Genomic DNA, 24,056 nt, shown 5'->3' on the forward strand with positions numbered 1-24,056 from the left:
CCTCCATTAACCTACTAATTCGACAATTTTCTGAGCTCCATCTGCCATGGAATCCGCAGCAACTATATTTAATCCTGAAGCATTTAATAATTCTTTACCAATAGCTACATTTGTACCTTCTAATCTTACAACTAGTGGTACAGATAACCCTACTTGTTTTGCTGCAGTAATAACACCTTCAGCAATAATGTCACACTTCATAATACCGCCGAAAATATTTACAAAAATCCCTTTAACTTGTGGATCAGAAAGAATAATTTTGAATGCCTCTGTAACCTTTTCCGTTGTTGCACCGCCCCCAACGTCCAGGAAGTTAGCAGGACTTCCGCCATAGTAGCTAATTGTGTCCATCGTTGCCATAGCTAGTCCAGCACCGTTTACCATACACCCAATATTTCCATCTAGGGAGATATAGCTTAAATCGTATTTTGAAGCTTCGATTTCTTTTGGATCTTCTTCATCAAAGTCTCTTAGCTCAACAATATCTTTATGTCGATATAGCGCATTTGCGTCAAAATTAAATTTTGCATCCAATGCAACTACGTCATCATTACCTGTTACTACTAATGGGTTAATCTCAAGAATAGATGCGTCTTTTTCTTCAAAAGCTTTATATAATCCTAGCATTAACTTAGCTGCTTTATTTACTAATTTTGCTGGGATATTCATATTAAACGCCATGCGACGTGCTTGGAATGGTAATAACCCTGTAACTGGATCGATTACTTCTTTAAAGATTTTTTCTGGATTCGTTTCTGCGACTTCTTCAATATCCATACCGCCTTCTTCAGAGCCCATTAATACCACTCTAGAAGTAGCTCTATCTAATACAAAACTTAAGTAATATTCTTTTTTTATGTCTGATCCTTCTTCAATATACAGTCTTTTTACTTCTTTACCTTCAGGACCAGTTTGGTGAGTTACTAAAATTTTTCCAAGTAACTCTTTTGCATAAGTTCTAACTTCGTCCAAATTTTTTGCAATTTTTACTCCGCCAGCTTTACCCCTACCTCCAGCGTGAATTTGCGCTTTAACTACTGTTACGTTTGAACCTAGTTCTTTTGCTACTTTAACTGCTTCTTCCGGAGAAAAAGCTACACTCCCTTTAGGAACGGTAACTCCATACTTTCTAAGAATTTCCTTCCCTTGATACTCGTGGATATTCATCCTACATCCTCCAATCGGTCATCTGGAAATAAATTTATTACCATTATTATTTTATACAAACAAAATGGTTATGTCCATGTTTGTATTTTACGACAAATTAAATCTCGTTTCTACATTATTTTTCTACTTAACGTTTTAAATGGTAGAATAGATTTAATAGTCTTTTTTCAATTTTAACGTGCCATGTTGCTCATCCAATCTGTAAATAAAGGCAAAAACTTCCGCTACTGCTTGATACAAATCTTCTGGAATAGCCTCATTTAAATCTAGTTGTCCTAGTAATTCGACAAGGTTTGGATCCTCAAATACTGGAACATTATGAAGGTTTGCATTTTCTAATATATTTTCTGCAATTTTCCCCTTCCCTTTAGCAATCACTTTAGGGCTACTATTTTCATTCGGATCGTAAGATAATGCTATTGCTTCTTTTCGAGTAAACCTATTCTCACTCATATCCGAATATCAACTCCGTTATATTTAGATTCCCCTTCTATTTTTTCACTACTCCCTTTGACAGTAGATTCAGTGCTATTTTTCCCTAAAGTTTTAAAGAAAATTCCTGATAATATATACCCTTTTTCTGATAAGCGTTCCTTTAATATGTTCTGATAGGGTTCTGAAAGAGGTTGTAAGTGATTGTTTTCATTATAAAACGAGATAGTTACAATTCGGTTTTGTACTTGCATATCAATGACTGTTTCTTTTAATGATTGCATTTCTAGGTAGAAAACTACCCGTGCATAATTCGAATCAATTTTGCCATCTTCCTTCATTCTTCCATTCCACTGGAGTGTAGCATCCATAGATTTCCCAAAAAACTGTAGAGGAATTTGTATAATGATTTGCTGCTGATGACCATTTTCACCTGATAGTAATTGCATACCATTCATTCGAGCTAGTAATACTTCAGCAACCTCTTTTAAGGAAGAAGAAATAGTTCCATCATTGACTAACGATAATAATTGTGGCTTTAGTTGAGCTGCTAAATGCTCAATTTCTGGCGATTTCTGATTTAATGCTGCTTCATAGTTAATACCTAAACTATTTAGAACAGTTTTTATTGCTTGTTGAATCGTATTCCCATTAAAAGCTTCTTTCAGCTGAAGTTCTGCTTGCTGGTTTAGATTTTGTATTTGAGGTTGTGAAGATTCATTTACAACTCTTGCAATATTCGATAGAAATCCTGATTCTACTCTCATTTCATCTCTGCCTATAAGTGATAATAAATGGTCAATAGCACTTGCTCCATTTGAGTTTAGGTTAAACGGCTGATTATTAATATTTGATGAATATGCTTTTAGTAATATCTCGTTCATTTGTTTTGTAAATAGTGCAATGGTTTGTGAATTTTTAGGTAACAACTCAAATCGATCTGTTAGGGTCATCAATTCATTCTTCTGAAGTTGACTTAAATTAGGTTCATTTTGTGTCCATGTTTTAACCTGGTTTAAAACATTAGATACATTACCTTCATTCATATTTTTCATAGTTTGAATTACATTGTTTGCAAGTTGAAGTGATTGAGGCTTAGTTTCATGCCTAAACTGATCAGAAAGTAGCTGCGTCCAGTTTGATAGTGTTGCCTGCTTTGGTAAGATGGTTGATTCTTTCAATAAATTTAATGCATGCAGCTTATTTCCAATGGGTTCAGATTCGGTTACTAATAACTGAATTGCACGAGATATAATGACTGCACCTTTTACTTCATCAAGTGGCTTTGCTATTCTATTTAGTGTTTGTGTAATCTCTGTTTTTGTATTGTCTGAAATAGATTTATCCATCAATAACGATTGAGCAAATAAATTTAATGAATCAGTCATACCGCTTGTTTTTGAGCCATGTAATATGCCTAGAAACACTTCTTTGGTTAATGGCATTTTCAGTTCAATCATCTTTTGCAGAGCGAGAACTGCATCCTTTTTTGATAAATTGTCATTACCAGTTAACAAATTTTGAACTTGTAATAATTGTTCTTTTGAGATGGGTACTTGCTCTTTTAGAAAGTGAGATACTACTTGCTGCATATCTGCAGTTTTTGGGATTTTCAACGAATCTAATAGCTCATTAACCTGTTGTTTCATTGTACTAGAAGCGTCCATTGGCCCCGTAACGACTTTCAACTCCGCTTGTGGCGAAACACTTGTTACTTGAAGAAAATGCGAATCTCCAGCTTTTAAGGGGGTTTCTAGCTTCGCTAGTAGCCTATGCCCTCCAACTTGAACTTCTGCAATTTGATCTGGGTAAAGTTTTTTTATCGTACCATGGAGAACTTGCCCTTGTTTTAACGTTATAGGCTGAGTTTTTGAAATATTTGCTTGTTGTATTTGAATTGGATTAAATGAAGTGAAACTCATCATCTCACCCTTTACTTTAGTATCATAGATTTTATCGGCTCAAAGCTCTTGCGATGGTGAATAGTCGGTCCATATGTTGAAATCGCTTCTAAATGTAGTTTTGTCCCATACCCTGCATGTTGGTCAAAACCGTAGTGTGGAAACTCTTTATGTAATTGTTCCATATATTCATCACGTGCATACTTCGCCAGAATCGATGCTGATGCAATGGCTAAGCTCTTTGCATCCCCTTTTATAATTGAACTTTGAGGTGTGTCGATTTGAATTTCCATAGCATCTAAAATGACATAATGTGGTTTTATATGTAAATTTAATACACTTTGTTTCATTGACTGCTTCGTTGCTTCATAAATGTTTATTTCATCAATGGTCTCTACATCTTGAAAATGAATGGAGTAGGTTAATGCATGTTGTTTGATGGTTTCTGCAAAATTGGCTCTTTGCACTTTAGATAATTGTTTTGAATCATTAATTCCAATTAGTGCTTCACAGTCTTCTGGTAATATGACGGCTGCCGTTACTACCGGGCCAGCTAAAGGTCCACGTCCTGCTTCATCAACTCCTGCAATAAATGCTCCCTTAAATGGTTTGAAAGATGCGTCAAAATCAATTTTATTCTGATGTTCTTCTACTAGTTTTTGATGTTTTTCATATCGATTTTGCCAAGAGATCCATGCTTTTTGGACTCCAGCTCTTTCATCGTTTTGAATTTCTGACATCCATTCTTCAAATTCCCGCGCTTGTTGTAGCTCAATTGTTATTTCTTTTACTGTCTTCATGAATATGCACTTCCTTTACTTCTTACACTTTATATCGTCAACTTTAGATGAAAACTACATAAAAATTGATAGATTTCTTCATAATAGAATAATACTTGTGTCTAAGATGAAAAAACAGGCTGGGACATAAGTGAAAAGGTACAATCTCATTCAATGAACTGCCCTTTTTGATATAGCGACGTTCGTTTCCGATGCATGCTTCGCTTTCCGCAGGGAAGCCATGAGCCTCCGGGAGCTAAAGCTCTCCGGGGTCTCATGACTGCTTCTACGTCCTGCAGGAGTCTTCGCATGCCTCTCCAACGAACGACTTTCTAATATGGCGTTAGCAGATTTTTATTATACGTAATACTAACTTTGGTTGAAAGTTATCTTTTGTCCCAGCAAGTTAGTTTTTTATTTTAATAACTCGCTTAAAATGTTTTGGTACTCTGATTTTTTTAGTTCGTTTTTAACATTTAGTAATGAGGAGTCAATAGATAGGCCTTTTCCACTTCCATTAATGATCAAATATGGATCCCTGAATTCCGCATCTATCCCCATATTGCTTAAATCTTGTAAAATTTCATTTACTCTTTTCGGATGTAAATCTTCAATCAATGTCTTGTAATTTGTATAAACATTTTTGAACACTGTTTTAAAGCGATTATCTGACATGACATAGTTATATACATCAGGCTCATTTGTTTTAGCATACTTTAAATAGTTTAATATGAAATAAGTAAACTCGTAATATGCAGTTCCGTCAAGGGATGTATAGTAATCTAGCCAATTTGAGCGGTTGAATGGTAATGTTTTCAAATAATCATAGGACTGATAAGCAGCATGATCACCAATATAATAAGCCTCATATTCTACTAAGATTCCATATGCACCATTTTGTATCGAAGCCATATTACGGTTAGCTTCTGGAGAAATATAAGTTTCAAATCTAAATGTTTGTAAATTCTTCGGTATCGTTTTTCCCATGAGTGAAGATGGGTATATTCTTTCTTTTAGATGACTTAATGCGTATTTTTGATTGTTCACTCTATGATTAAAATTATAGTAATAGCTTCCGTCTTTATATGTAAATAAATCTTTTAATTGATAGGAATGTATTATTTCGTGAACGGCCATATTGATCGTTCCAAAAAGATTTTCCTCTTGTTCCCAAACGGCGATTAATTGTTCAACAGTTTTTCCCTCATTTTGTGAAACAGAATCTAATATTTCGTAAATTTGAGGGCTGTAATTTTGAATAACAAAATCCGCTTCACTAGGGATCGATGAAAAAGAGTCATCGATGTCAATGTATTGTTCACGAAAACGTTCATCTTCAGCTCTTGCTAACATTAATGCAAATTCAGATCTTGTAATATTTTTTAGTGGACCATATTGCGTACTAGAAATACCACTAGTTATTTTATTTGAAATGATTGTTTGAATGTAATCGTAACTCCAAGCATTTACAGATACATCTTTAAAAACTGGACCACCTAGATTTTCAAAATCATAAGCTTCTACTAAAATGACAGCCATTTCCTGTCGTGTTAGTTCACCATTTGGATTGAATTTACCTCCGGGATACCCATTTATATAACCAGCATTCACAGCTGCTATTACATAATTATAGTAATAACTATTAGGATTAATATCGCTAAAAGGGTTTTCACTACTAATATTCTTTGTGTCTAATCCCTTTGCTAGTGCGATCATGATTGCTGCATCTCTACGCTTAATCGAATCCTTGACACCAAAATCGCCATTTGGTAGACCTTTTACAATGTCATTTTCATATAAATAATCAATTGCATCTTCTGCCCAATGTCCCTTTGCATCAGGGAAAATTGATTGTGCACTTGTTTGTTCATATGTTAAAGGGAACGAAAATACGATTAATACAAAAAATATTACGATAAATTTTTTAAACAAAGGTACTCCTCCAAATCTAATTAACTCTACCTTTTATAATAACAATAATTTAATTTATATGTATGAATCTTTTATGTTTAAATTTGAAAAGTATTCTTTCAAAAATACAGTTAATGAAATAGATTACTATATTGTCATAAAAAAATAAAAACTAAAGGAGATCTATTCAGAAGTGAATAAAAATCCTTTAGTTTCAAATGAAATTCAATAACTGTTACTTTCCTTCTAGGCATTCATAAACTGCCATCATATCTTGTTTGTTCAATTCACGAATACGATTAAAAATTAGTATTCTAGAAACTTCTTCTGTTATTAGGCTTCCATCAACAATGTCACTCACCGTACCAGTAAGCCACGTTTTTACTTCGATTCCTTCAACAAGTTCGTTTTGACCTTCATCATTTATTCCCGTTTCATCACAACTAACACATGGATGGGTTAATTTATAGACACCATCATGGAGATTATCTTCTGAAATAACTTTCTTTCCTTTACAGAATGGACACGGATGGCTTTTTCTTATTTTATTGATTGTAGTCACTAACTTTTTATAACCAAAGGCTTCATACACATACGTTAGTTTTTTGTATTTACTATTTGTGAAGTATTTGTCAATGATCGTATCCCTTGTTTCATTAATGTTTGGGAAGTCAGAAATAGTCACTACATTGTTTTTACTAATGGATTCAATATTGTCCTTAATTTTATCCCAAAATGGATTTACGTTTTGTAAGACAATTTCATAGCCTTTAAAACTTGCTTGCTCTAATTCAAACATTTTAAGTGCAACTTGAGTGTCTCTAGGCAGTAAAGATACATCTTCCGTTAAGACCATATCACCCCCTACTACCGATTTCAGTTTTATTAGTGCAGGTACATCCCCTACGACTTTTAATACTTCGTCAATTGGCTTATTAATGACTTCACGAATATCGATTTCATTAAAGTAAAGTGGTTTACGGTGATTTAATACTGTACCTTTACAAATCGGACATTCGATCATCTCTTTAGAAGCTTTCATTTGCTCTTTAATTTCCGATTTTGAAATGACCATATACATCCCAAGAATCGTATTAAAACCTACCCAAGTTCTACGTGCTTTACTATTTTTGTCATAAAATGAATTTTCAAAATAGCCATACCAGAAGATATGTTTTTCTTCATCTGACATTTCGTTGTAGCTTTTCGTAAGGTCAAACCCGAGTTCATTTTTAATTTCTTCAAATATAAACTCTAATTTAGAGTACTGATAAAATTTTAATACTTCCATTACGTCTTGATAGAATAGTCCATCCCAAAATGGAACAGTTTTATCTTGAATGACTAGATTTTTATCAAACACTTCAACTTTAAGACGTCCCGAGCAAGATGGACAATGATTGTCCGAAGAAAAGAAATCAAAGCTTCTTGTATCCTTGTTCGTTGGATGTGCAGCAATTATATGATTAATGACCCCACCCATTTCATATAGAAAACTGAATTGACTATATAAATGCCTTTCTAGGTCAATCGCAATTACCGGCGCGATTTTGTTGGAATCATATTCGCCGTAAATCAAACGTGCCATGGATGATAGGCTTTTTAAAATTCCACCTTTGTATACTTGTTCAGCTTTTTTAAAGTAGTCAATTTGGTTTTCCTTTAAGAAGGAAACGCCATTTTGTAATTTCAACTTTGATGAAATCGTTGATGGTTGAATAATTTGTTCTTTATTTTTCATTTCAAAATATTGTCGATGACTAACTATTTCTAGATTTGTAACAGGCTCCTCTTGTCTTTTGCCAAAATCAACGATGTAATCCGAGCTTTCCATCATATAGTCGTTATGTTCAATCATGATGATAGATACGGATTCATCTTGAAGAATACCTCGAATACTATCAATAAATTGATTTAATATATTTTGCGATAACCCTTTTGATGGTTCGTCAAATATGAACAGTGTATGTGGATTTTTAGAATTCACAAACAGTTCTGATACTAAATGCACACATTGGAATTCACCAGTCGAAAGTGTTTGTGTTTTGCGATTTAATGTTAAATATCCTAGCCCCAGTTTAATTAATAAACTTAAACGTTTATGTGCGATATCTTCGTTTGGAAGTTCATCAATAATATCCTCAATAGAACGATCGAAAATATCTTCCACCGTTTCACTATATTTTGTCATTTTCTTTTTAATATCTAGAAACGTAGCGACAGTTGATCGACTTGTAATTGATTGATTTCTATCTTGTCCAACCATGACAAGCTTATCTTTTTTATATAGTTTCGGAAAATCTTTCGCAATACATTCGTTTACTAGTGTTGATTTACCACTACCAGACTCACCTGTAATCGTAACAAGTCGATTTTTTGGTAATTTTAACTCATCGATTTCAATATTACGGCTAGATAAATTAGTAAACTGATAGTAATCTTTTGGTTCTTGTTCGTTTATTTCTAAGTACACTGGTTTAGGACGTGGTGATTCATCTACGATTTCCCCACCATATTTACCACTACCTGGTCCAAAGAAAACCTTGAATTCTGTTGTATTAAGAACTGTGTCCGAATGGTCAATTAGCCAAACTTGGTTTTTAAATCCTAATAATCTAATCTGTTCTAAAATTTTTAGTAATGTAACTTTGTCAATCCCTACAGATATTTCATCAATAATAATGACTGTATTTTCACTTACAGACATGAATTCAGCCAAGTATAGTCTAGTTAATTCCCCACCAGACAATGTCCCCATAATTCGATCTAAAGATAAATAACCAATGTTCATATTGATAATATTTTGAAGAATATGTTGTTTTTGTTCGCTAATAGCTAATTGTTCAGATTGTGATAGTATTTTTTCAACACTTAAATTATTTATGTCAGCGATGTTATGCGGCTTATTAAATAATTCGATTGTGTATTGAAGTGTTTCATCATTATAACGTCTGCCACTACATTTCTGACATTCAATGTTATTATTTGTACCTCGTCCTTTACACTTAGGGCACCAGCCTAATTCATTGTTAAATGAAAATACTTCTGGAGAAAGGTTGTGTTTTTCTGCGATTTTTTGTCGGACTTCTGTTAATACGCCAGTATGCGTCCCGATTGTTGAACGGGGATTGGAAGATATAGAAGATTTTCCGAGGAAAAGAACTAAAGGCATATCTTCCATATGTATGGCACTGAAATTTGTTTCCATAATATTTGGAAATAAATATTGATATTCTGCTTTTGGCAATAAGGACACGAGTCGTTTTTTTGATTCTTCACCAATTGTTTGGCAAAAAGTTGTTTTTCCTGAACCAGATAAACCTGCAATTCCTAACGATCGATCAGTTGGAAGAACCGCATCTAATTTGTTAATATTGTTCGCTATTAATTGATTGATTTTCAATGTTATACTCTCCTTTCTATTTTTAGAATTCTCTGTGTACTAAAGTGAAAGAAGCTGTCTAGAAAGTAATACTTTCAATTACAGCTTCTTGTTTTATAGAAACGTTAGCTTATTGTGAAATAGCCCAACAAACTACTCGAATCGTTTGGATTTGTTTCTCTTAAATCATTTCTCTTGTATAGTTTCTTTCTCAAGTTGTTCATCCACTAAATCGAATGATAATTTTCCAAAGTGTTGGTCACGAACGTCACGAATAATTAATTCGGCCACTTTATCGTATTCAATTTCTCCACCTTGTCCAAAAACGCGTCGCAATTTCCCTATATGGTCGAATGTTTCTACTAAGTCTTCAGAAACACTTGTAATGCCGAAACGTTCTTCCAGTCGATTTGGATAATGGATGGATAAAAATTTTAATCCATATACAGCGATGTCCTCCATATTGGTTACAGCGTCTTTAATGGCACCTGTTATTGCTAATTTTAGTCCAACTTCTTGGTCCTCAAATTTTGGCCAAAGAATTCCCGGTGTATCTAATAGTTCAATTTCATTGCCTACTTTAATCCATTGTTGCGCTTTTGTTACTCCTGGCATATTCCCTGTTTTTGCAATATTTTTCTTCGCTAAACGATTGATTAATGTGGATTTACCTACGTTTGGTATCCCAACTATCATTGCTCGAATTGCTCTTGGTTTCATACCACGGGATTTCATCCGTTCCCATTTCTCAGCTAAAATTTCTTTTGCAGCCTTTGTTACACTTTGCAGTCCTTTACCTTCAAATGAATTAATGGCAACAGCAGTTTGTCCTTTGTCCGCAAAATATTGCACCCACTTGCGAGTTTCTGATTCGTCTGCCATATCTGCTTTATTTAAAATTAATAATCGTGGTTTTTGGTGGATTACTTCATCGATCATTGGGTTTCGTGATGATATTGGTAAACGGGCATCGATTAATTCAAATATAATATCAACTAGCTTTAAATTTTCTTGTACTTGTCTTCTGGCTTTTGCCATATGCCCTGGAAACCATTGAATTGTCATAGTTGTTACCTCCTAAGCTAAATCAAAAAAATAAAAGGAGATTGCCATGAACCTCCTTTAAAAGTGTTTTCAAGCTATTCTACAAATCGTATTTCATTGATCGGCCAAAAGATTAGATTTGTACTACCGATGATTTCGTCAATATTGACAAGCCCAATATGACGGCTATCTTTACTTCCTCTACGATTATCACCCATAACAAAAACATAACCTTCTGGAATGACTTCTACATTCGGGTCAACATTTGGAATATCCTGTAGTGTAAAATCTTGTGTTAAATCACCTTTTGGTAATTGAGACTTATATTCGTCTAAATAAGGTTCTTCAATAGGTTCGCCATTAATATATAGTTGGTCATTTCTATACTCAATATGCTCACCTGGTAAACCAATTACACGTTTTATATAATCTTTTCCCTCTGGTGCATGAAATACGACAATATCAAAACGATTTGGTTCTCCAATCATGTAACCAAATTTGTTTACAATCATTCGATCTCCATTTTCTAAGGTTGGCATCATAGAATCTCCATCTACTACTATTGGAGTAAATAAAAAATATCGTATGACTACAGCAATTAAAAATGCGATGATGAGCGCTTTTGTCCATTCCCAAAGTTCATTTTTCTTTTTTTCATTTTTCTCTGGTTGTTTTTCATATTGTTCTTCTTTTATATTTTCCACGGAGATGTCCCCCCATCTATCATCATTTTATTGCAATGTAGATATAAATTACAAGTGTTTGAAAGAAAAACATAACTCGACCGAAAAGTGTGGTCGAGCTAATCGTATTTTATGTAGTTTAGTTAGTTTAACGAACTTTATAATTGGTTAAAAAGAAAGGGGGCTTTTCTATTGAAAAACCCCCACTCTAAACAGTTATTATCGAATTTCTTTAATACGAGCTGCTTTACCACGTAGGTTACGTAGGTAGTAAAGTTTCGCACGACGTACTTTACCGCGGCGAATTACTTCTAATTTCTCGATTTTTGGAGTGTGTACAGGGAATGTACGTTCAACACCAACACCGTAAGAAATTTTGCGAACTGTAAATGTTTCGCTAATACCGCCACCACGACGTTTAATAACAACACCTTCGTATACTTGGATACGTTCACGAGTACCCTCGATGATTCTTACGTGAACTTTCACAGTATCTCCTGGGCGGAATGTAGGTAGATCAGAACGAAGTTGATCTTTTGTAATTTCTGCAATAATGTTTGACATAATTTTCTCTCCTCGTACAGATGCTCTTATAGTCTTTAGTTACTACAGCGGAACACCGTAATTACGTGCTTTCCATAGAAGCACAGAATGTATCATACCACAAAGTAAGGTGCTTTCGCAACAATTATTCCTATTCTTTTTCCTTTTTCAACGTCTCAAGAAAAGCCTTTTGTGAGGCTGAAAGTTCTAAATGGTCAAATAAATCCGGGCGTCTCTCAAAGGTGCGTCTTAAAGATTCTTCTTCACGCCATTTTTCGATTTTTCCATGATTTCCTGACACTAACACATCAGGAACTGTCATGCCTCTAAAATCAGCAGGACGTGTGTAATGTGGATGCTCTAATAACCCTGTAGAAAATGAATCATGAATATGAGAATCCTCTTGACCCAATACACCAGGTAGAAGTCTAACAACAGCATCGATTACAGTCATGGCAGGTAGTTCTCCACCTGTTAAAACGAAATCACCTATGGAGATTTCATCTGTAACGAGATATTCGCGAATACGCTCATCGTATCCCTCATAATGACCGCAAAGGAAAATTAGTTCTTCTTCCTTCGCTAATTCTTCTGCTTTCTTTTGAGTGAATCGATCCCCTTGAGGACACATCAAAATGATGCGTGGCTTTTTATTCATATGTTGTGTTAAGGTTTCAACCGCATGGAACATCGGTTCAGGCTTTAGTACCATCCCAGCTCCACCACCATATGGATAATCATCCACTTGCTTATGCTTATTATCGCTATAGTCACGAATATCAGATACAGCTAAAGTGACAGCACCTTTTTCTTGAGCTTTTTTAAGAATCGATGAACCAAATACTCCTGTAAACATATCTGGAAATAAACTGAGGACATGTATATTCATTATAAAAGTCCTTCCATGACATGAATGATGATTTTCTTTTCATCGATATCAATTTCTTTTACAACATCCTCAATATAAGGAATGTAATGTTTTTTGCCTTTAGGATCTTTTAATTCCCATACGTCATTTGCACCGGTTTCTAAAATGTCAGTAATGGTACCGAGTTTTTCCCCTTCATCAGAAAACACTTCACAACCGATAATTTCAAAGTAATAGTATTCATTTTCTTTTAGTTCATCTACTTCAAGTTGATCTTTTGTAACTTTTAATAACCCTTCTTTGAAATGTTCAACGAGGTTAATATTATGAAGCCCTTCAAAAGTAAGAAGGATAAAATTTTTATGACGGCGGGCACTTTCTATAGTTACCCAAGTTGGCTTTTTGTCATCTTTTTTGAAGATGGCTAATCGGTTACCCGGAGCAAAACGTACATCTTCAAAGTCTGTTGTGGAGATTACTCGTACTTCGCCTTTTATTCCATGTGTGTTGACAATTCGTCCAACATTAAACCATTCCATGTTATGCTCACCTCTTTTTAGTTTGGTCGCTTTGTGTCCAATTTAAATATAGTAAAAAGAAGGGAGACCATTATTTCGGCTCCCTTCTTTTATCTAGTTTCGCGTAAGCTTAACGAACACGCTTAACTTATTTTTAATCCAATATATCGACGTAAGTCTTTTTCTTTTGGTGGCCGCTAGCTACTGAGTAAACAATTGTACGAATCGCCTTTGCGACACGACCTTGTTTGCCTATGACTTTCCCTCTGTCATCTGGATGAACAAAAAGCTTATAAACAATTCGACTTGAATTTTCGTCCGTCTCAATACGAACTTCTTCTGGATAATCGACTAATGGTTTAACGATTGTTTCAATCAGTTGCTGCACAATGCCACCTCCGATTATTTACTGAATTTTAAGTTATGGAATTTTTCCATGATTCCTTGTTCTGAGAACAAGTTACGTACTGTATCAGATGGTTTTGCACCATTAGCTAACCATTGAAGAGCTTTCTCTTCATCGATGTTTAGAGTAGCTGGAGAAGTTAGTGGGTTGTAAGTACCAACTGTTTCGATTTGACGTCCGTCACGTGGTGAACGAGAGTCAGCTACTACGATACGATAGAAAGGAGATTTTTTAGCTCCCATACGTTTTAAACGAATTTTAACTGCCATTTTTATTGCACCTCCGAATAAGTTTCACACAAGATAGTATATTATCAATGTTTTTGGTATTTGTAAAGTATTTTTTCTTAACACTACTTTTTTTATTAAAAATAGTGAAAGTGTTCTATTTAAATAATGAATCTAAGCCAGGTAATTTCATCTTTTTCTTACCTTTACCTTTACCTTGAGTCATACCTGTCATTTGTTTCATCATTTTTTTCATTTCTTCAAATTGCTTTAGTAAACGATTCACATCTTGAATAGTTGTACCAGAGCCCTTAGCAATACGTTTTTTACGATTTCCGTTGATGATTTCAGGGTTTGTTTTTTCAGCTGGAGTCATTGAGTAAATTATAGCCTCTAAGCGACCCATTTGTTTTTCATCAACTTTTACATTGTCTAGGCCCTTCATTTTGTTGACACCAGGGATCATTTTTAAAATATCATCTAAAGGTCCCATTTTCTTTAAAGCCTGCAATTGTTCAACGAAATCGTCAAAAGTAAAGGTTTGCGTCATGAATTTTTGCTCTAGCTCTTTTGCTTTTTCCATATCAACATTTGCTTGGGCTTTTTCAATTAGCGATAAAACATCACCCATACCTAAAATACGCTGTGCCATACGTTCTGGATGGAATGTTTCAAGGGCATCCATTTTTTCACCCATACCAACAAATTTAATTGGTTTTTGAGTTACTGAACGAATAGATAACGCAGCACCACCACGAGTATCACCATCTAATTTAGTTAAAACAACCCCGGTAATTCCAACTGTTTCATTGAAGCTCTGAGCTACGTTAACAGCGTCTTGACCTGTCATCGCATCGACAACTAAAAAGACCTCGTCTGGCTCTTTTAAAGCTCGAATGTCTTTCAATTCCTGCATTAGTTCTTCATCGATATGTAATCGACCTGCAGTATCTATGATTACGACGTCATGATGTTCTTCTTTTGCATGTTCAATCGCTTTTCGAGCAATTTCAACAGGTGAAATGTCTGTTCCTAATGAGAATACAGGTAGGGAAAGCTGTTTACCTAATGTTTGTAATTGTTGTACAGCTGCAGGACGATAAATATCTGCTGCAACGAGTAAAGGTTTACGATTGTATTTTTTTCTTAAAACATTCGCTAACTTACCAGTCGTAGTTGTTTTCCCGGCACCTTGCAGACCGACCATCATAATGACAGTTGGTGACTTTGTGCTGAATTTGATTGGGCTTTGTTCTCCACCCATAAGATTTGTTAACTCATCTTGAACGATTTTAATAACTTGTTGGCCCGGAGTTAAACTTTTCATTACTTCCGATCCAATAGCGCGTTCACTTACGTTTTTAACGAATTCTTTTACAACTTTTAAGTTAACGTCCGCTTCAATTAGAGCAAAACGTACTTCGCGCATCATTTCTTTAACGTCTTGTTCAGAAACTTTCCCTTTGCCTTTCAGTTTTTGGATTGTCCCTTGGAGTCGTTCCGCTAATCCTTCAAATGCCATAAGGTCTCCTCCTAATCCGTTTCTTTCAATTCATTTAATAATGAAAGTTTTTCTTCTATTGTTTTATTTTCATCTTTGATTGCTTCTGTGAGCTTTTCTATAATTTGCTGACGGTGGCCAAATTTTTCAAAAAGCTTTAGTTTATCTTCATATTCTTCAAGCATTGCTTCTGTTCTACGAATATTATCATAAACCGCCTGTCTTGAAACTTTATAACTCTCTGCAATTTCTCCAAGAGAATGATCATCAAGATAGTAAAGTTCCATATAACTTCGTTGTTTATCCGTCAGTAATGCTTGATAAAAGTCGAAGAGAAAGTTCATGCGTGTCGTTTTTTCAAGTAGCATTCAATATCTCTCCAATCATAATTTGTCTATTGTATCATAACTTTTTTCCTAAGAGTCTGTCAAGGTAATTTCCTTGAACAATGGGCTGAAGAATCATGAATGGTGATCCAGGACTGTTTTTTTGGTTATTGTGATTTTGTTTCTTCGAGAATGGTGGTCGAGGACAACTTTTTCGCGTTTCGCACTTTTCTGTCCTCCAAGACGCCTGTACTAGTAACCACACCGTTTCAAATCCCCTCCTTTATCCACACCCAAAATGAAAACGAAATAACCTAAAAAAAACACTCGCTGCCTTTAATAAAGACAACGAGTGCTACTCTGATGATTTATTCTTCTATCTTCTCAAGTTCCTTATCCAGTCCATCTGCGAATAGACCATAGACATATCGTTCGGCATCGAATGGCTGTAAATCGTCCATTTTCTCACCTAGTCCGATGAATTTCACTGGAATATGAAGTTTGTTGCGGATTGCTAAAACGATACCACCTTTTGCAGTACCATCAAGCTTAGTTAAAACAATACCTGTTACATTTGTCGCTTCTTTAAACATTTGCGCTTGAACAAGGGCATTTTGGCCAGTTGTCGCATCTAATGCAAGTAACCCTTCATGTGGTGCATCTGGAATTTCACGTGAAATAACACGATGCACTTTCTCTAGTTCTTTCATTAAGTTTACTTTATTTTGAAGACGTCCTGCAGTATCACAAATTAACACATCTGCACCACGTTTTTTCGCAGCACCAATCGCATCGAAAATTACTGCTGCTGGGTCTGAACCTTCCGATTGTTTTACGACTTCACAACCAACACGGTCTCCCCAGACTTGTAACTGATCAATGGCACCAGCTCGGAATGTATCACCCGCTGCAAGCACAACCGTTTTTCCTTGTGATTTTAAACGATGTGCAAGCTTTCCAATTGTCGTTGTCTTCCCTACACCATTAACTCCGACAAATAAAATTACCGTTAAATCACCCTTAGGTTGAATATTTAAAGCTGTGATGTTATCTTCGCCATTTTCATAAATCTCAACTAATTTTTCTGAGATCACAGCTTGAATACCTTCAGTATTCTTGATGTTTTTACGTTGTACTTCAAAACGCAATTTGTCCATTAATTCCATTACTGTTTCAAAGCCAACATCGGCTTGTAGCAATACTTCTTCTAATTCTTCAAAGAAGTCCTCATCAACTTTTCGATATCTTGCAATAAGGTCATTTACTCTTGATGTAAATGTATCACGTGTTTTTGCTAAACCAGCCTTAAACTTTTGAGTAATCGACCATGCAGATGGTTTCTTTTCCTGTTGAGCTTCTTGTACTTCTTGTACTTCTTGTTCTTCTTGAACCGCTTGAATTTCTTGAGCTTCATGAACTTCTTGAACACCAAAAGTTTCTTCTACATCCGCAGAATCTACAGTTGTAAGTTCATTTTGCTGAATCGCTTCAAGTTCTTTATTTTCGCTCTTTTCTTCCTCAAGAACTTGTACATTCGAATCCTCATCACTTAGTTGACTCTCTTGTATTTCCTCTTGCGATTGTTCTTTTTGTACTTCTTCACTACCTAATAACTTTTCTTTTAATCGTTTAAAAAAACTCATTGTTATTCGCTCCTTTGCCCCACAAGTACGGCCTCTTTTTCGAGTTTTACAGATACAAGCTTAGAAACTCCTGATTCTTGCATAGTAATACCATATAAGACGTCAGCGCCTTCCATAGTACCTTTACGATGTGTAATGACAATAAATTGCGTTTCACTACTTAATTTCTTTAAATAACCGCTATAGCGATCTACATTCGCTTCATCTAATGCAGCTTCAACTTCGTCTAAAATTACAAACGGAACAGGTCTAGTATTAAGAATTGCAAATAGAAGTGCGATTGCTGTTAGCGCCCTTTCTCCACCAGAAAGTAAACTTAAACTTTGTAGTTTCTTACCAGGTGGCTGAGCTACAATTTCAATTCCTGTTTCCAGTATATTATCTGGTTCAAGTAAAACTAAGTCCGCTTGTCCACCACCAAATAATTCCCTAAAAACATATTGGAATTGAGTGCGTATCATTGTAAATGATTCACTAAATCTTGTAGACATTTCTTCGTCCATTTCTTTTATTGCTACGTGTAATGTATCTTGTGCTTCAAGTAAATCATTACGTTGCTCAGTCAGGAATGTATGTCTTTCTAAAACACGATCATATTCTTCAATTGCCGTTAGATTTACTGGTCCAAGTTCTTCTATGGATTGTTTTAATAATTTTACTTTACGACGCACTCCGTCTACATCTTCAATTGGTGAAGTAGTCTCTTTAGCAAATTCATAATCCAGTTCATATTGTTCGTCTAATTGTGTATGAATACGATTAATTTCGAACTCTACTTTACTTTTTCTTAAATCCATAGCACGTAACGATTCCATGTACCCTTTATGAATCCGTTGTAGCTCCTTTAACTGTTCTTCAAATTCAGTAAGTTGTAACTGATTTTGAGAACGTTGTTGACGATTATGCTGGATCATTTCAGTTAACTGGTCTTTTTTCAAGGTCCAATTACGTACCTGTTCATTTATTTCCTCACCAGTTGGCCCCTCGGAATCTCCCGTTTGTATCCAACTTATTTCTTGGGAAATAGATTCTATCTGTTGTCTAATTTTTGAACGCTTTAAAGCAATATCGGCCGTGGCTACTTGAACTTGTGTTAATTGCTCTTGTGCAACTGCTAAGTGAGAACGTTTTTCTGCTGATTGTTCGCGTAACTGATCTTTTTTGTTTTCACCATGAAGCTTCATTTCAGTTAATTGTTCAACTGTAGCATTTATTTGTTGTAGCTCGATTTGCAATTCTTCAAGTCGATTACTTGCATCTTCACGTTGTTTTAACAATGTTTGTTTTATTGTCGTTGCGGATGATTGCTCTGAAGTTGCTACTGAAACTGTAGTGTTTAAACTTTTTTCTTCTAGTTCTAATTCGTGTAATTTTGATCTATATTCAATCTCTGTCTTACGAATTTCATCGCCGTAATTTTTTCGTTCTTCTACTTTTTCACGAAGATTTGCAACGGATTCTTTTTCCTCAGAAACTGCTTTTTCAGCCTGTAAGATAGAACCTTCCATTTGAGCTAACTTACTTGTCAACGAGTCAAGCTCTGCTTTTCTAGAAAATAACGAAGTTTGTTGCTTTGCTGCTCCACCTGTTAATGAACCACCAGCATTTACAATGTCACCTTCTATTGTTACAACACGATATCTATAGCCACACAATCTAGCAATTTGACTTGCACCTTCGAGAGTTGTAGCAACTAAAACATTACCTAGTAAATTTTCTACAATTGTACGATTTGACTCATCAAATTTTACTAATTGATGCGCTAAGTTAATAAAAGCTGGGTGGTTTATAGCGGCTGAAATTTGCTCAGGAGATATGCGACGAGATTTCATAACCGTTTTAGGTAGAAATGTTGCTCTCCCTGCTCTTTTTAGCTTTAACCAACCAATTGCTTTTTGTGCATCTTGCTCATTTTTTGTAACGATGTGCTGAGATGCTCCACCTAATGCAGTTTCAATTGCTTTTGAGTATTCACTATCTACTTTAATAAGCTCAGCAACTGCACCTTCGATTCCTGTTAATTCACCACGGTCGCGAGCTAATAAAACATCTTTTACACCTTGGAAGAAACCAGAGAAATCTGATTCTAATTCCGCTAAAGTATCTTTACGAGCCTTTAACTGTTGTTGGTGCTGATAAGCTTGATAGAGCATTCTTTGTTTTTCTTCAAATGAGGCAGAAGATTTTTTTAATTGATTTTGTAGTAAATCAATTTCTTGTACGTTATCGTTAAGTTGTTTTTCAATAGCGTGATACTTTTGTAAAAGTTCTTGCTTTTGTTGTTGAACTGTTTGTAGTCTTTTCACCATTTCAACGGAAGCGTCAGACATACGTTCTGCTGTTGCTTCTTGTTGGGTTAATTGTTGCTCGATATGTTTCAGTTCATTTTTAATGGTTGCTTCTTCGTTTAATAAATCGATATATTTATCCTTCGATTTTTCAATTTGTTCCTCAATTTCAACGACAGAAGTATTTAGAGATTGCTCGATTTTTTTAATGTCAGATTTTAATTCCAATACGATTTTTTGTTTATGTTCAAATTGCAATTTATTATCTGACTCATTTTTTTCTAATTCTGTTTCTTCTTCAACTAATTGATTGAGAGTTAGTTGTAATTGTTGAAGTTGCTTTTGAGCATTCATATGTTTTTCTTGTAATAACGCTCTGCGACCGTCCCATCGTTCTACTTCCGTACTTGCTTCAACTAGCTGTTCTTGTGATAAATCTAAAGTTTGATCAATAGTTCTTAATTTTTCACGTATTTCATTTGTTGATAATTCGACTTCTTCAATTTGTTTTAAGTATTTTTGTTCTTCAACTTCCAAACCTTCGTAGTCAGCCTTAACCTTACCTAAATCTTGAAGGTAGTTTGTTAAGTCATGTACCATCAAGGCAATATCCGACTCTTTAAGTTCCTCTGTCATCTGAACATAATCTTTTGCAGCCGATGCCTGCATTTGCAAAGGTTCGAGTCGACTATCTAATTCATGTAGTATATCTAATACACGGTTTAAATTTTCATCTGTTTCTTCTAGCTTATTTTCTGCTTTTTTCTTACGAAGTTTGTATTTTAAAACGCCAGCAGCTTCTTCAAAGATTGTTCTTCGATCGTCTGGTTTAGAATTCAAAATTTCATCGACTCTACCTTGAGAAATTATAGAAAATGCTTCTTTTCCTAAACCAGAATCCATAAATAAATCAGTAATGTCTTTAAGACGACATTGCTGATTGTTTAATAGATAGTCACTATCACCTGATCGATAGACACGTCTTGTCACACTTATTTCTGTATAGTCACTCGCTACTTGTTCATCTTCATTGTTTAGTACTAAAGTTACCTCTGCAAAGTTTAATGGTTTTCTTGAAGCACTACCTGCAAAAATGACATCTTCCATTTTCGAACCACGTAGTGATTTTGCGGACTGTTCTCCTAAAACCCATCGAATTGCATCTGTAACATTACTTTTCCCACTACCATTCGGACCAACAACAGCTGTAACACCAGGGACAAAATCTATCCCAATACGATCTGCAAACGATTTAAAGCCAACCACTTCAAGTCGTTTAAGGTACATCTTAATCCTCCTTATGCAATGACTGATTTAACGCTACCATCGCATTTTGAGCAGCTTGTTGTTCAGCCTCTTTCTTCGATTTCCCACGGCCAATACCAAGCTCCTGATCGTTTAATAATACTCTTGAAACGAATATACGGTTATGCGCCGGACCCTTTTCATCAATAATTTCGTAATGTAGTATGCCATTATTGGATTGTTGCACTAATTCTTGTAACTGACTTTTAAAATCCATCACATGAGAAAAAGCACCGACTTCAACTTTTGGATAGACAACACGTTGCAAGAATGCTACAACAGCATCTAATCCTTGATCTAAATACATAGCACCAATAAACGATTCAAAACAGTCTGCAAGTAATGCTGGACGTTCTCTACCACCTGTTAATTCTTCTCCTTTACCAAGTAAAACAAATTTACCGAAGTTTAACTCATTGGCAAAGATGACTAGTGATGGTTCACATACAATTGAAGCTCGAAGTTTTGTAAGTTCGCCCTCACTCATATGTGGATAACGTTCAAATAAATACTTTGAAACGGATAATTCAAGTACTGCATCACCTAAAAATTCTAATCGTTCATTGTCTGTGTATAATTTTCGTCGATGCTCATTCACATAAGATGAATGGGTAAATGCTTGGTAAAGTAAGCTTTTGTTTGTAAAAGAAACATTTAGTTCTTGCTCCAATATTTCAAATTGAGCTTGTACTTTTTCAGGCAATACCCCAGTTCTTTGTTGTTGTCCTTTTTTCTTATTGTCATGAGCTCTTCTGCCTTCCTAACATAATTTCTTTATCAATTCATATTGGCGAATTTGTAGCCAGATTTTTTCGAGCGAGCTCGAGTTTAAAGTTAGTTTTAAAAATCTGTTACATCCGCAAAGTCTTTCCTTCATTCTACCACTAATAGAAAAAGATTATTAATATACCCTCCACAAATGTCAGTACAATAATAATTTGAATGAAGATTATTTACATTGTACCCTATGAACGGTCAAAGTAGTTGTGATAATTGTCTATCACAACTACTTTTTATACCATTATTTTGTTAACTTGAAAAGATTGAAAAGAGGCACGATTAATCACAATAGTGAATCGTGCCTCAGGTCCGTTAATTTACTTTACCTTCAATATATTTGATAGCATCGCCAACAGTTGCGATTTTTTCAGCATCTTCATCTGAAATTTCCATATCAAATTCATCTTCAAGTTCCATTACTAATTCAACAACATCAAGTGAATCAGCACCTAAATCTTCACGGAAAGAAGCTTCTAATTTCACTTCAGTTTCGTCAACGCCTAAACGGTCAACGACTACTTTAGTAACACGTTCTAATACTGTAGTCAAGTCAGTCACCTCCCCTCAAATAGTATACATGATGTTAAACTTCATTCAATAGATTTTTATGAAAATATTATAGAAATTCTCAAATATCTATCTAAAATACAAACATTTTCAATTACATGTACATTCCGCCATCAATATGCAATGTTTGTCCAGTCATATAGCTTGCATCGTCTGAAGCTAAGAATACAACCGCTTTTGCAATATCTTCAGGTTGCCCAAGTTTTGCTAGAGGAATTTGAGAAAGCATTGCATTTTTCATTTCCTCCGGTAAGGCATCTGTCATTTCAGTTGTTATAAAACCAGGCGCAATAGCATTCACTAAAATATTTCGTGAAGCTAGTTCGCGAGCTGTAGTTTTAGTTAACCCAATTACACCAGCTTTTGCTGCAACATAGTTTGCTTGCCCAGCATTCCCCATTACACCAACAATGGAGGAAATGTTAATAATGCGACCAGCACGTTGTTTCATCATTTGACGTGTAACTGCTTTTGTACAAAGGAAGACACCTTTTAAATTTGTATTAATCACGTCATCCCATTCGTCTTCTTTCATACGCATGATTAAATTATCTCTTGTAATTCCTGCGTTATTTACAAGAATATCAATCGAACCAAATTGTTTAATTGCTGAATCCATTAAATTTGTTACTGATTCTACTTCTGATATATTCGCTTGGATAGCAATCGCTTGTGTTCCCATGCTATTTATTTCATCAACTACTTGTTGTGCTTTTTGTTCACTCCCACTGTAGTTAACTACAACTTTCGCACCTTCTTTTGCTAGTGAAAGGGCAATTGCTCGTCCAATTCCGCGCGAAGCTCCTGTTACAACAGCAACCTTACCATCTAATTTTCCCATTTTATTCACCCCTTAAAGCTTGTATGACTTCAATGTAAGTAGCTTCGTCATAAACACAATAAGTGTTCACTGATTTGTCTACTTTTTTCACTAATCCTGAAAGTACTTTACCAGGTCCACATTCTATGAAAGTTGTAACACCTAACTCTAACAATTTACGAACATCTTGTTCCCATAAAACAGGGCTATAAACTTGTTCAATCATTTCTTTTTTAATATCAGCGACTTCATGTAAAGTTTCTGCGCCTACATTACTGATGATAGGTATTTGCGGCTCATTAATAGTAATCTTTTCAATTTCATTTTCTAATTGATCCGCTGCAGCTCTCATTAGTTCTGAGTGGAATGGTCCACTTACAACTAAAGGAATTGCTCGTTTTGCACCAGCTTCTTTTGCTAGTGCAGATGCTTTTTCAACACCTAATTTTGTACCTGAAATAACAATTTGGCCAGGACAGTTTATATTTGCAAGTTGAACTACTTCCCCCTCAGCCGAAACTTGGTCACAAACTTCTTTTAAAGGTTCCTCATCTAAACCTAAGATTGCAGCCATAGCTCCAAGGCCTGCTGGTACTGCTTCATTCATAAATAAACCTCGTTTATGAACGATTTGAACAGCTTCTTCAAAGGACAGTGCACCAGAAGTTACAAACGCGCTATATTCTCCTAATGAGTGACCAGCAGTATAATCCGGTTGAATTCCAGCTTCCATTAATTTTGCAGCAATCATAACACCTGTAGTAAGAAGTGCTGGTTGTGCGTTATATGTTAATGTTAATTCTTCTTGAGGGCCTTCAAGCATTAGCTTTGAAAGTTCAAAATCTAATGCACGATCTGCTTTTTCATAGAATTCTTTACTATCTGCATAGTTAGTAACAAACTCTAGGCCCATTCCAACTTTTTGAGAACCTTGACCTGGAAAGATAAATGCAATTTTAGACATA

Annotated in this window: 21 protein-coding genes; all 21 read right to left on the reverse strand. The window is 35.1% G+C overall.

Annotated features, from left to right (window positions below):
• Nucleotides 1-6 precede the first annotated feature (6 nt).
• Complete coding sequence (sucC, locus tag CD29_RS00300) at nt 7-1,167, reverse strand: ADP-forming succinate--CoA ligase subunit beta (protein ID WP_036181609.1); 1,161 nt, start codon at nt 1,165-1,167, stop codon at nt 7-9.
• 153 nt (nt 1,168-1,320) lie between these two features.
• On the reverse strand, nt 1,321-1,620 hold the full coding sequence (locus CD29_RS00305; RefSeq protein WP_036181611.1) for an EscU/YscU/HrcU family type III secretion system export apparatus switch protein: 300 nt from the start codon (nt 1,618-1,620) through the stop codon (nt 1,321-1,323).
• Complete coding sequence (locus tag CD29_RS00310; protein ID WP_036181614.1) at nt 1,617-3,521, reverse strand: hypothetical protein; 1,905 nt, start codon at nt 3,519-3,521, stop codon at nt 1,617-1,619. The genes CD29_RS00305 and CD29_RS00310 overlap by 4 nt, the downstream gene beginning before the upstream one ends.
• An 11-nt stretch (nt 3,522-3,532) precedes the next feature.
• Entirely contained in the window at nt 3,533-4,300 is a 768-nt protein-coding gene (locus tag CD29_RS00315) for a ribonuclease HII (RefSeq protein WP_036181617.1), read from the reverse strand.
• Between the two features lie 393 nt (nt 4,301-4,693).
• On the reverse strand, nt 4,694-6,211 hold the full coding sequence (locus tag CD29_RS19480) for an S-layer homology domain-containing protein (RefSeq protein ID WP_052123924.1): 1,518 nt from the start codon (nt 6,209-6,211) through the stop codon (nt 4,694-4,696).
• 214 nt (nt 6,212-6,425) lie between these two features.
• Nucleotides 6,426-9,593, reverse strand: a complete 3,168-nt coding sequence (locus CD29_RS00325; RefSeq protein ID WP_036181620.1) for an ATP-binding cassette domain-containing protein — start codon at nt 9,591-9,593, stop codon at nt 6,426-6,428.
• A gap of 165 nt (nt 9,594-9,758) precedes the next feature.
• Nucleotides 9,759-10,637 carry a ribosome biogenesis GTPase YlqF gene (gene ylqF, locus CD29_RS00330; RefSeq protein ID WP_036181623.1) on the reverse strand — a complete coding sequence of 293 codons (879 nt, stop codon included), beginning with the start codon at nt 10,635-10,637 and terminating at the stop codon, nt 9,759-9,761.
• A 74-nt stretch (nt 10,638-10,711) separates the two neighbouring features.
• Complete coding sequence (gene lepB / locus CD29_RS00335; RefSeq protein ID WP_328286465.1) at nt 10,712-11,320, reverse strand: signal peptidase I; 609 nt, start codon at nt 11,318-11,320, stop codon at nt 10,712-10,714.
• Between the two features lie 198 nt (nt 11,321-11,518).
• On the reverse strand, nt 11,519-11,863 hold the full coding sequence (gene rplS, locus CD29_RS00340) for a 50S ribosomal protein L19 (protein WP_036181626.1): 345 nt from the start codon (nt 11,861-11,863) through the stop codon (nt 11,519-11,521).
• Between the two features lie 130 nt (nt 11,864-11,993).
• Nucleotides 11,994-12,731 carry a tRNA (guanosine(37)-N1)-methyltransferase TrmD gene (gene trmD, locus CD29_RS00345; protein WP_036181629.1) on the reverse strand — a complete coding sequence of 246 codons (738 nt, stop codon included), beginning with the start codon at nt 12,729-12,731 and terminating at the stop codon, nt 11,994-11,996.
• A complete protein-coding gene (rimM, locus tag CD29_RS00350) occupies nt 12,731-13,249 on the reverse strand; it encodes a ribosome maturation factor RimM (RefSeq protein ID WP_036181632.1) in 519 nt (172 codons plus the stop codon). Before rimM ends, trmD begins: the two co-directional genes overlap by 1 nt.
• 133 nt (nt 13,250-13,382) lie before the next feature.
• Nucleotides 13,383-13,616: a KH domain-containing protein gene (locus CD29_RS00355; RefSeq protein WP_036181635.1), complete on the reverse strand. Its 234-nt coding sequence runs from the start codon at nt 13,614-13,616 to the stop codon at nt 13,383-13,385.
• 14 nt (nt 13,617-13,630) lie between these two features.
• Nucleotides 13,631-13,903 (reverse strand): 30S ribosomal protein S16, encoded by a 273-nt coding sequence (gene rpsP / locus CD29_RS00360; protein ID WP_036181638.1) that lies wholly within the window; start codon nt 13,901-13,903, stop codon nt 13,631-13,633.
• A 115-nt stretch (nt 13,904-14,018) separates the two neighbouring features.
• Nucleotides 14,019-15,383, reverse strand: coding sequence for a signal recognition particle protein (ffh, locus tag CD29_RS00365; protein WP_036181640.1), 1,365 nt, complete (start codon nt 15,381-15,383; stop codon nt 14,019-14,021).
• Between the two features lie 11 nt (nt 15,384-15,394).
• Nucleotides 15,395-15,730 carry a putative DNA-binding protein gene (locus CD29_RS00370; RefSeq protein WP_036181642.1) on the reverse strand — a complete coding sequence of 112 codons (336 nt, stop codon included), beginning with the start codon at nt 15,728-15,730 and terminating at the stop codon, nt 15,395-15,397.
• A gap of 326 nt (nt 15,731-16,056) precedes the next feature.
• Nucleotides 16,057-17,331 (reverse strand): signal recognition particle-docking protein FtsY, encoded by a 1,275-nt coding sequence (ftsY, locus tag CD29_RS00380; RefSeq protein WP_036181646.1) that lies wholly within the window; start codon nt 17,329-17,331, stop codon nt 16,057-16,059.
• 2 nt (nt 17,332-17,333) lie between these two features.
• Nucleotides 17,334-20,906, reverse strand: a complete 3,573-nt coding sequence (gene smc, locus CD29_RS00385) for a chromosome segregation protein SMC (RefSeq protein WP_036181648.1) — start codon at nt 20,904-20,906, stop codon at nt 17,334-17,336.
• 1 nt (nt 20,907) lies between these two features.
• Nucleotides 20,908-21,627, reverse strand: coding sequence for a ribonuclease III (gene rnc, locus CD29_RS00390; protein ID WP_052123925.1), 720 nt, complete (start codon nt 21,625-21,627; stop codon nt 20,908-20,910).
• 389 nt (nt 21,628-22,016) lie between these two features.
• The gene (gene acpP, locus CD29_RS00395) at nt 22,017-22,253 is read right to left on the reverse strand and encodes an acyl carrier protein (protein WP_036181651.1); all 237 of its coding nucleotides are present in this window, start codon (nt 22,251-22,253) and stop codon (nt 22,017-22,019) included.
• 112 nt (nt 22,254-22,365) lie between these two features.
• Nucleotides 22,366-23,112, reverse strand: coding sequence for a 3-oxoacyl-[acyl-carrier-protein] reductase (gene fabG / locus CD29_RS00400; RefSeq protein WP_036181655.1), 747 nt, complete (start codon nt 23,110-23,112; stop codon nt 22,366-22,368).
• 1 nt (nt 23,113) lies between these two features.
• The gene (gene fabD, locus CD29_RS00405) at nt 23,114-24,055 is read right to left on the reverse strand and encodes an ACP S-malonyltransferase (RefSeq protein WP_036181658.1); all 942 of its coding nucleotides are present in this window, start codon (nt 24,053-24,055) and stop codon (nt 23,114-23,116) included.
• Nucleotide 24,056 lies beyond the last annotated feature (1 nt).

The organism is Ureibacillus manganicus DSM 26584, from assembly GCF_000772945.1.
Classification (GTDB): domain Bacteria; phylum Bacillota; class Bacilli; order Bacillales_A; family Planococcaceae; genus Ureibacillus; species Ureibacillus manganicus.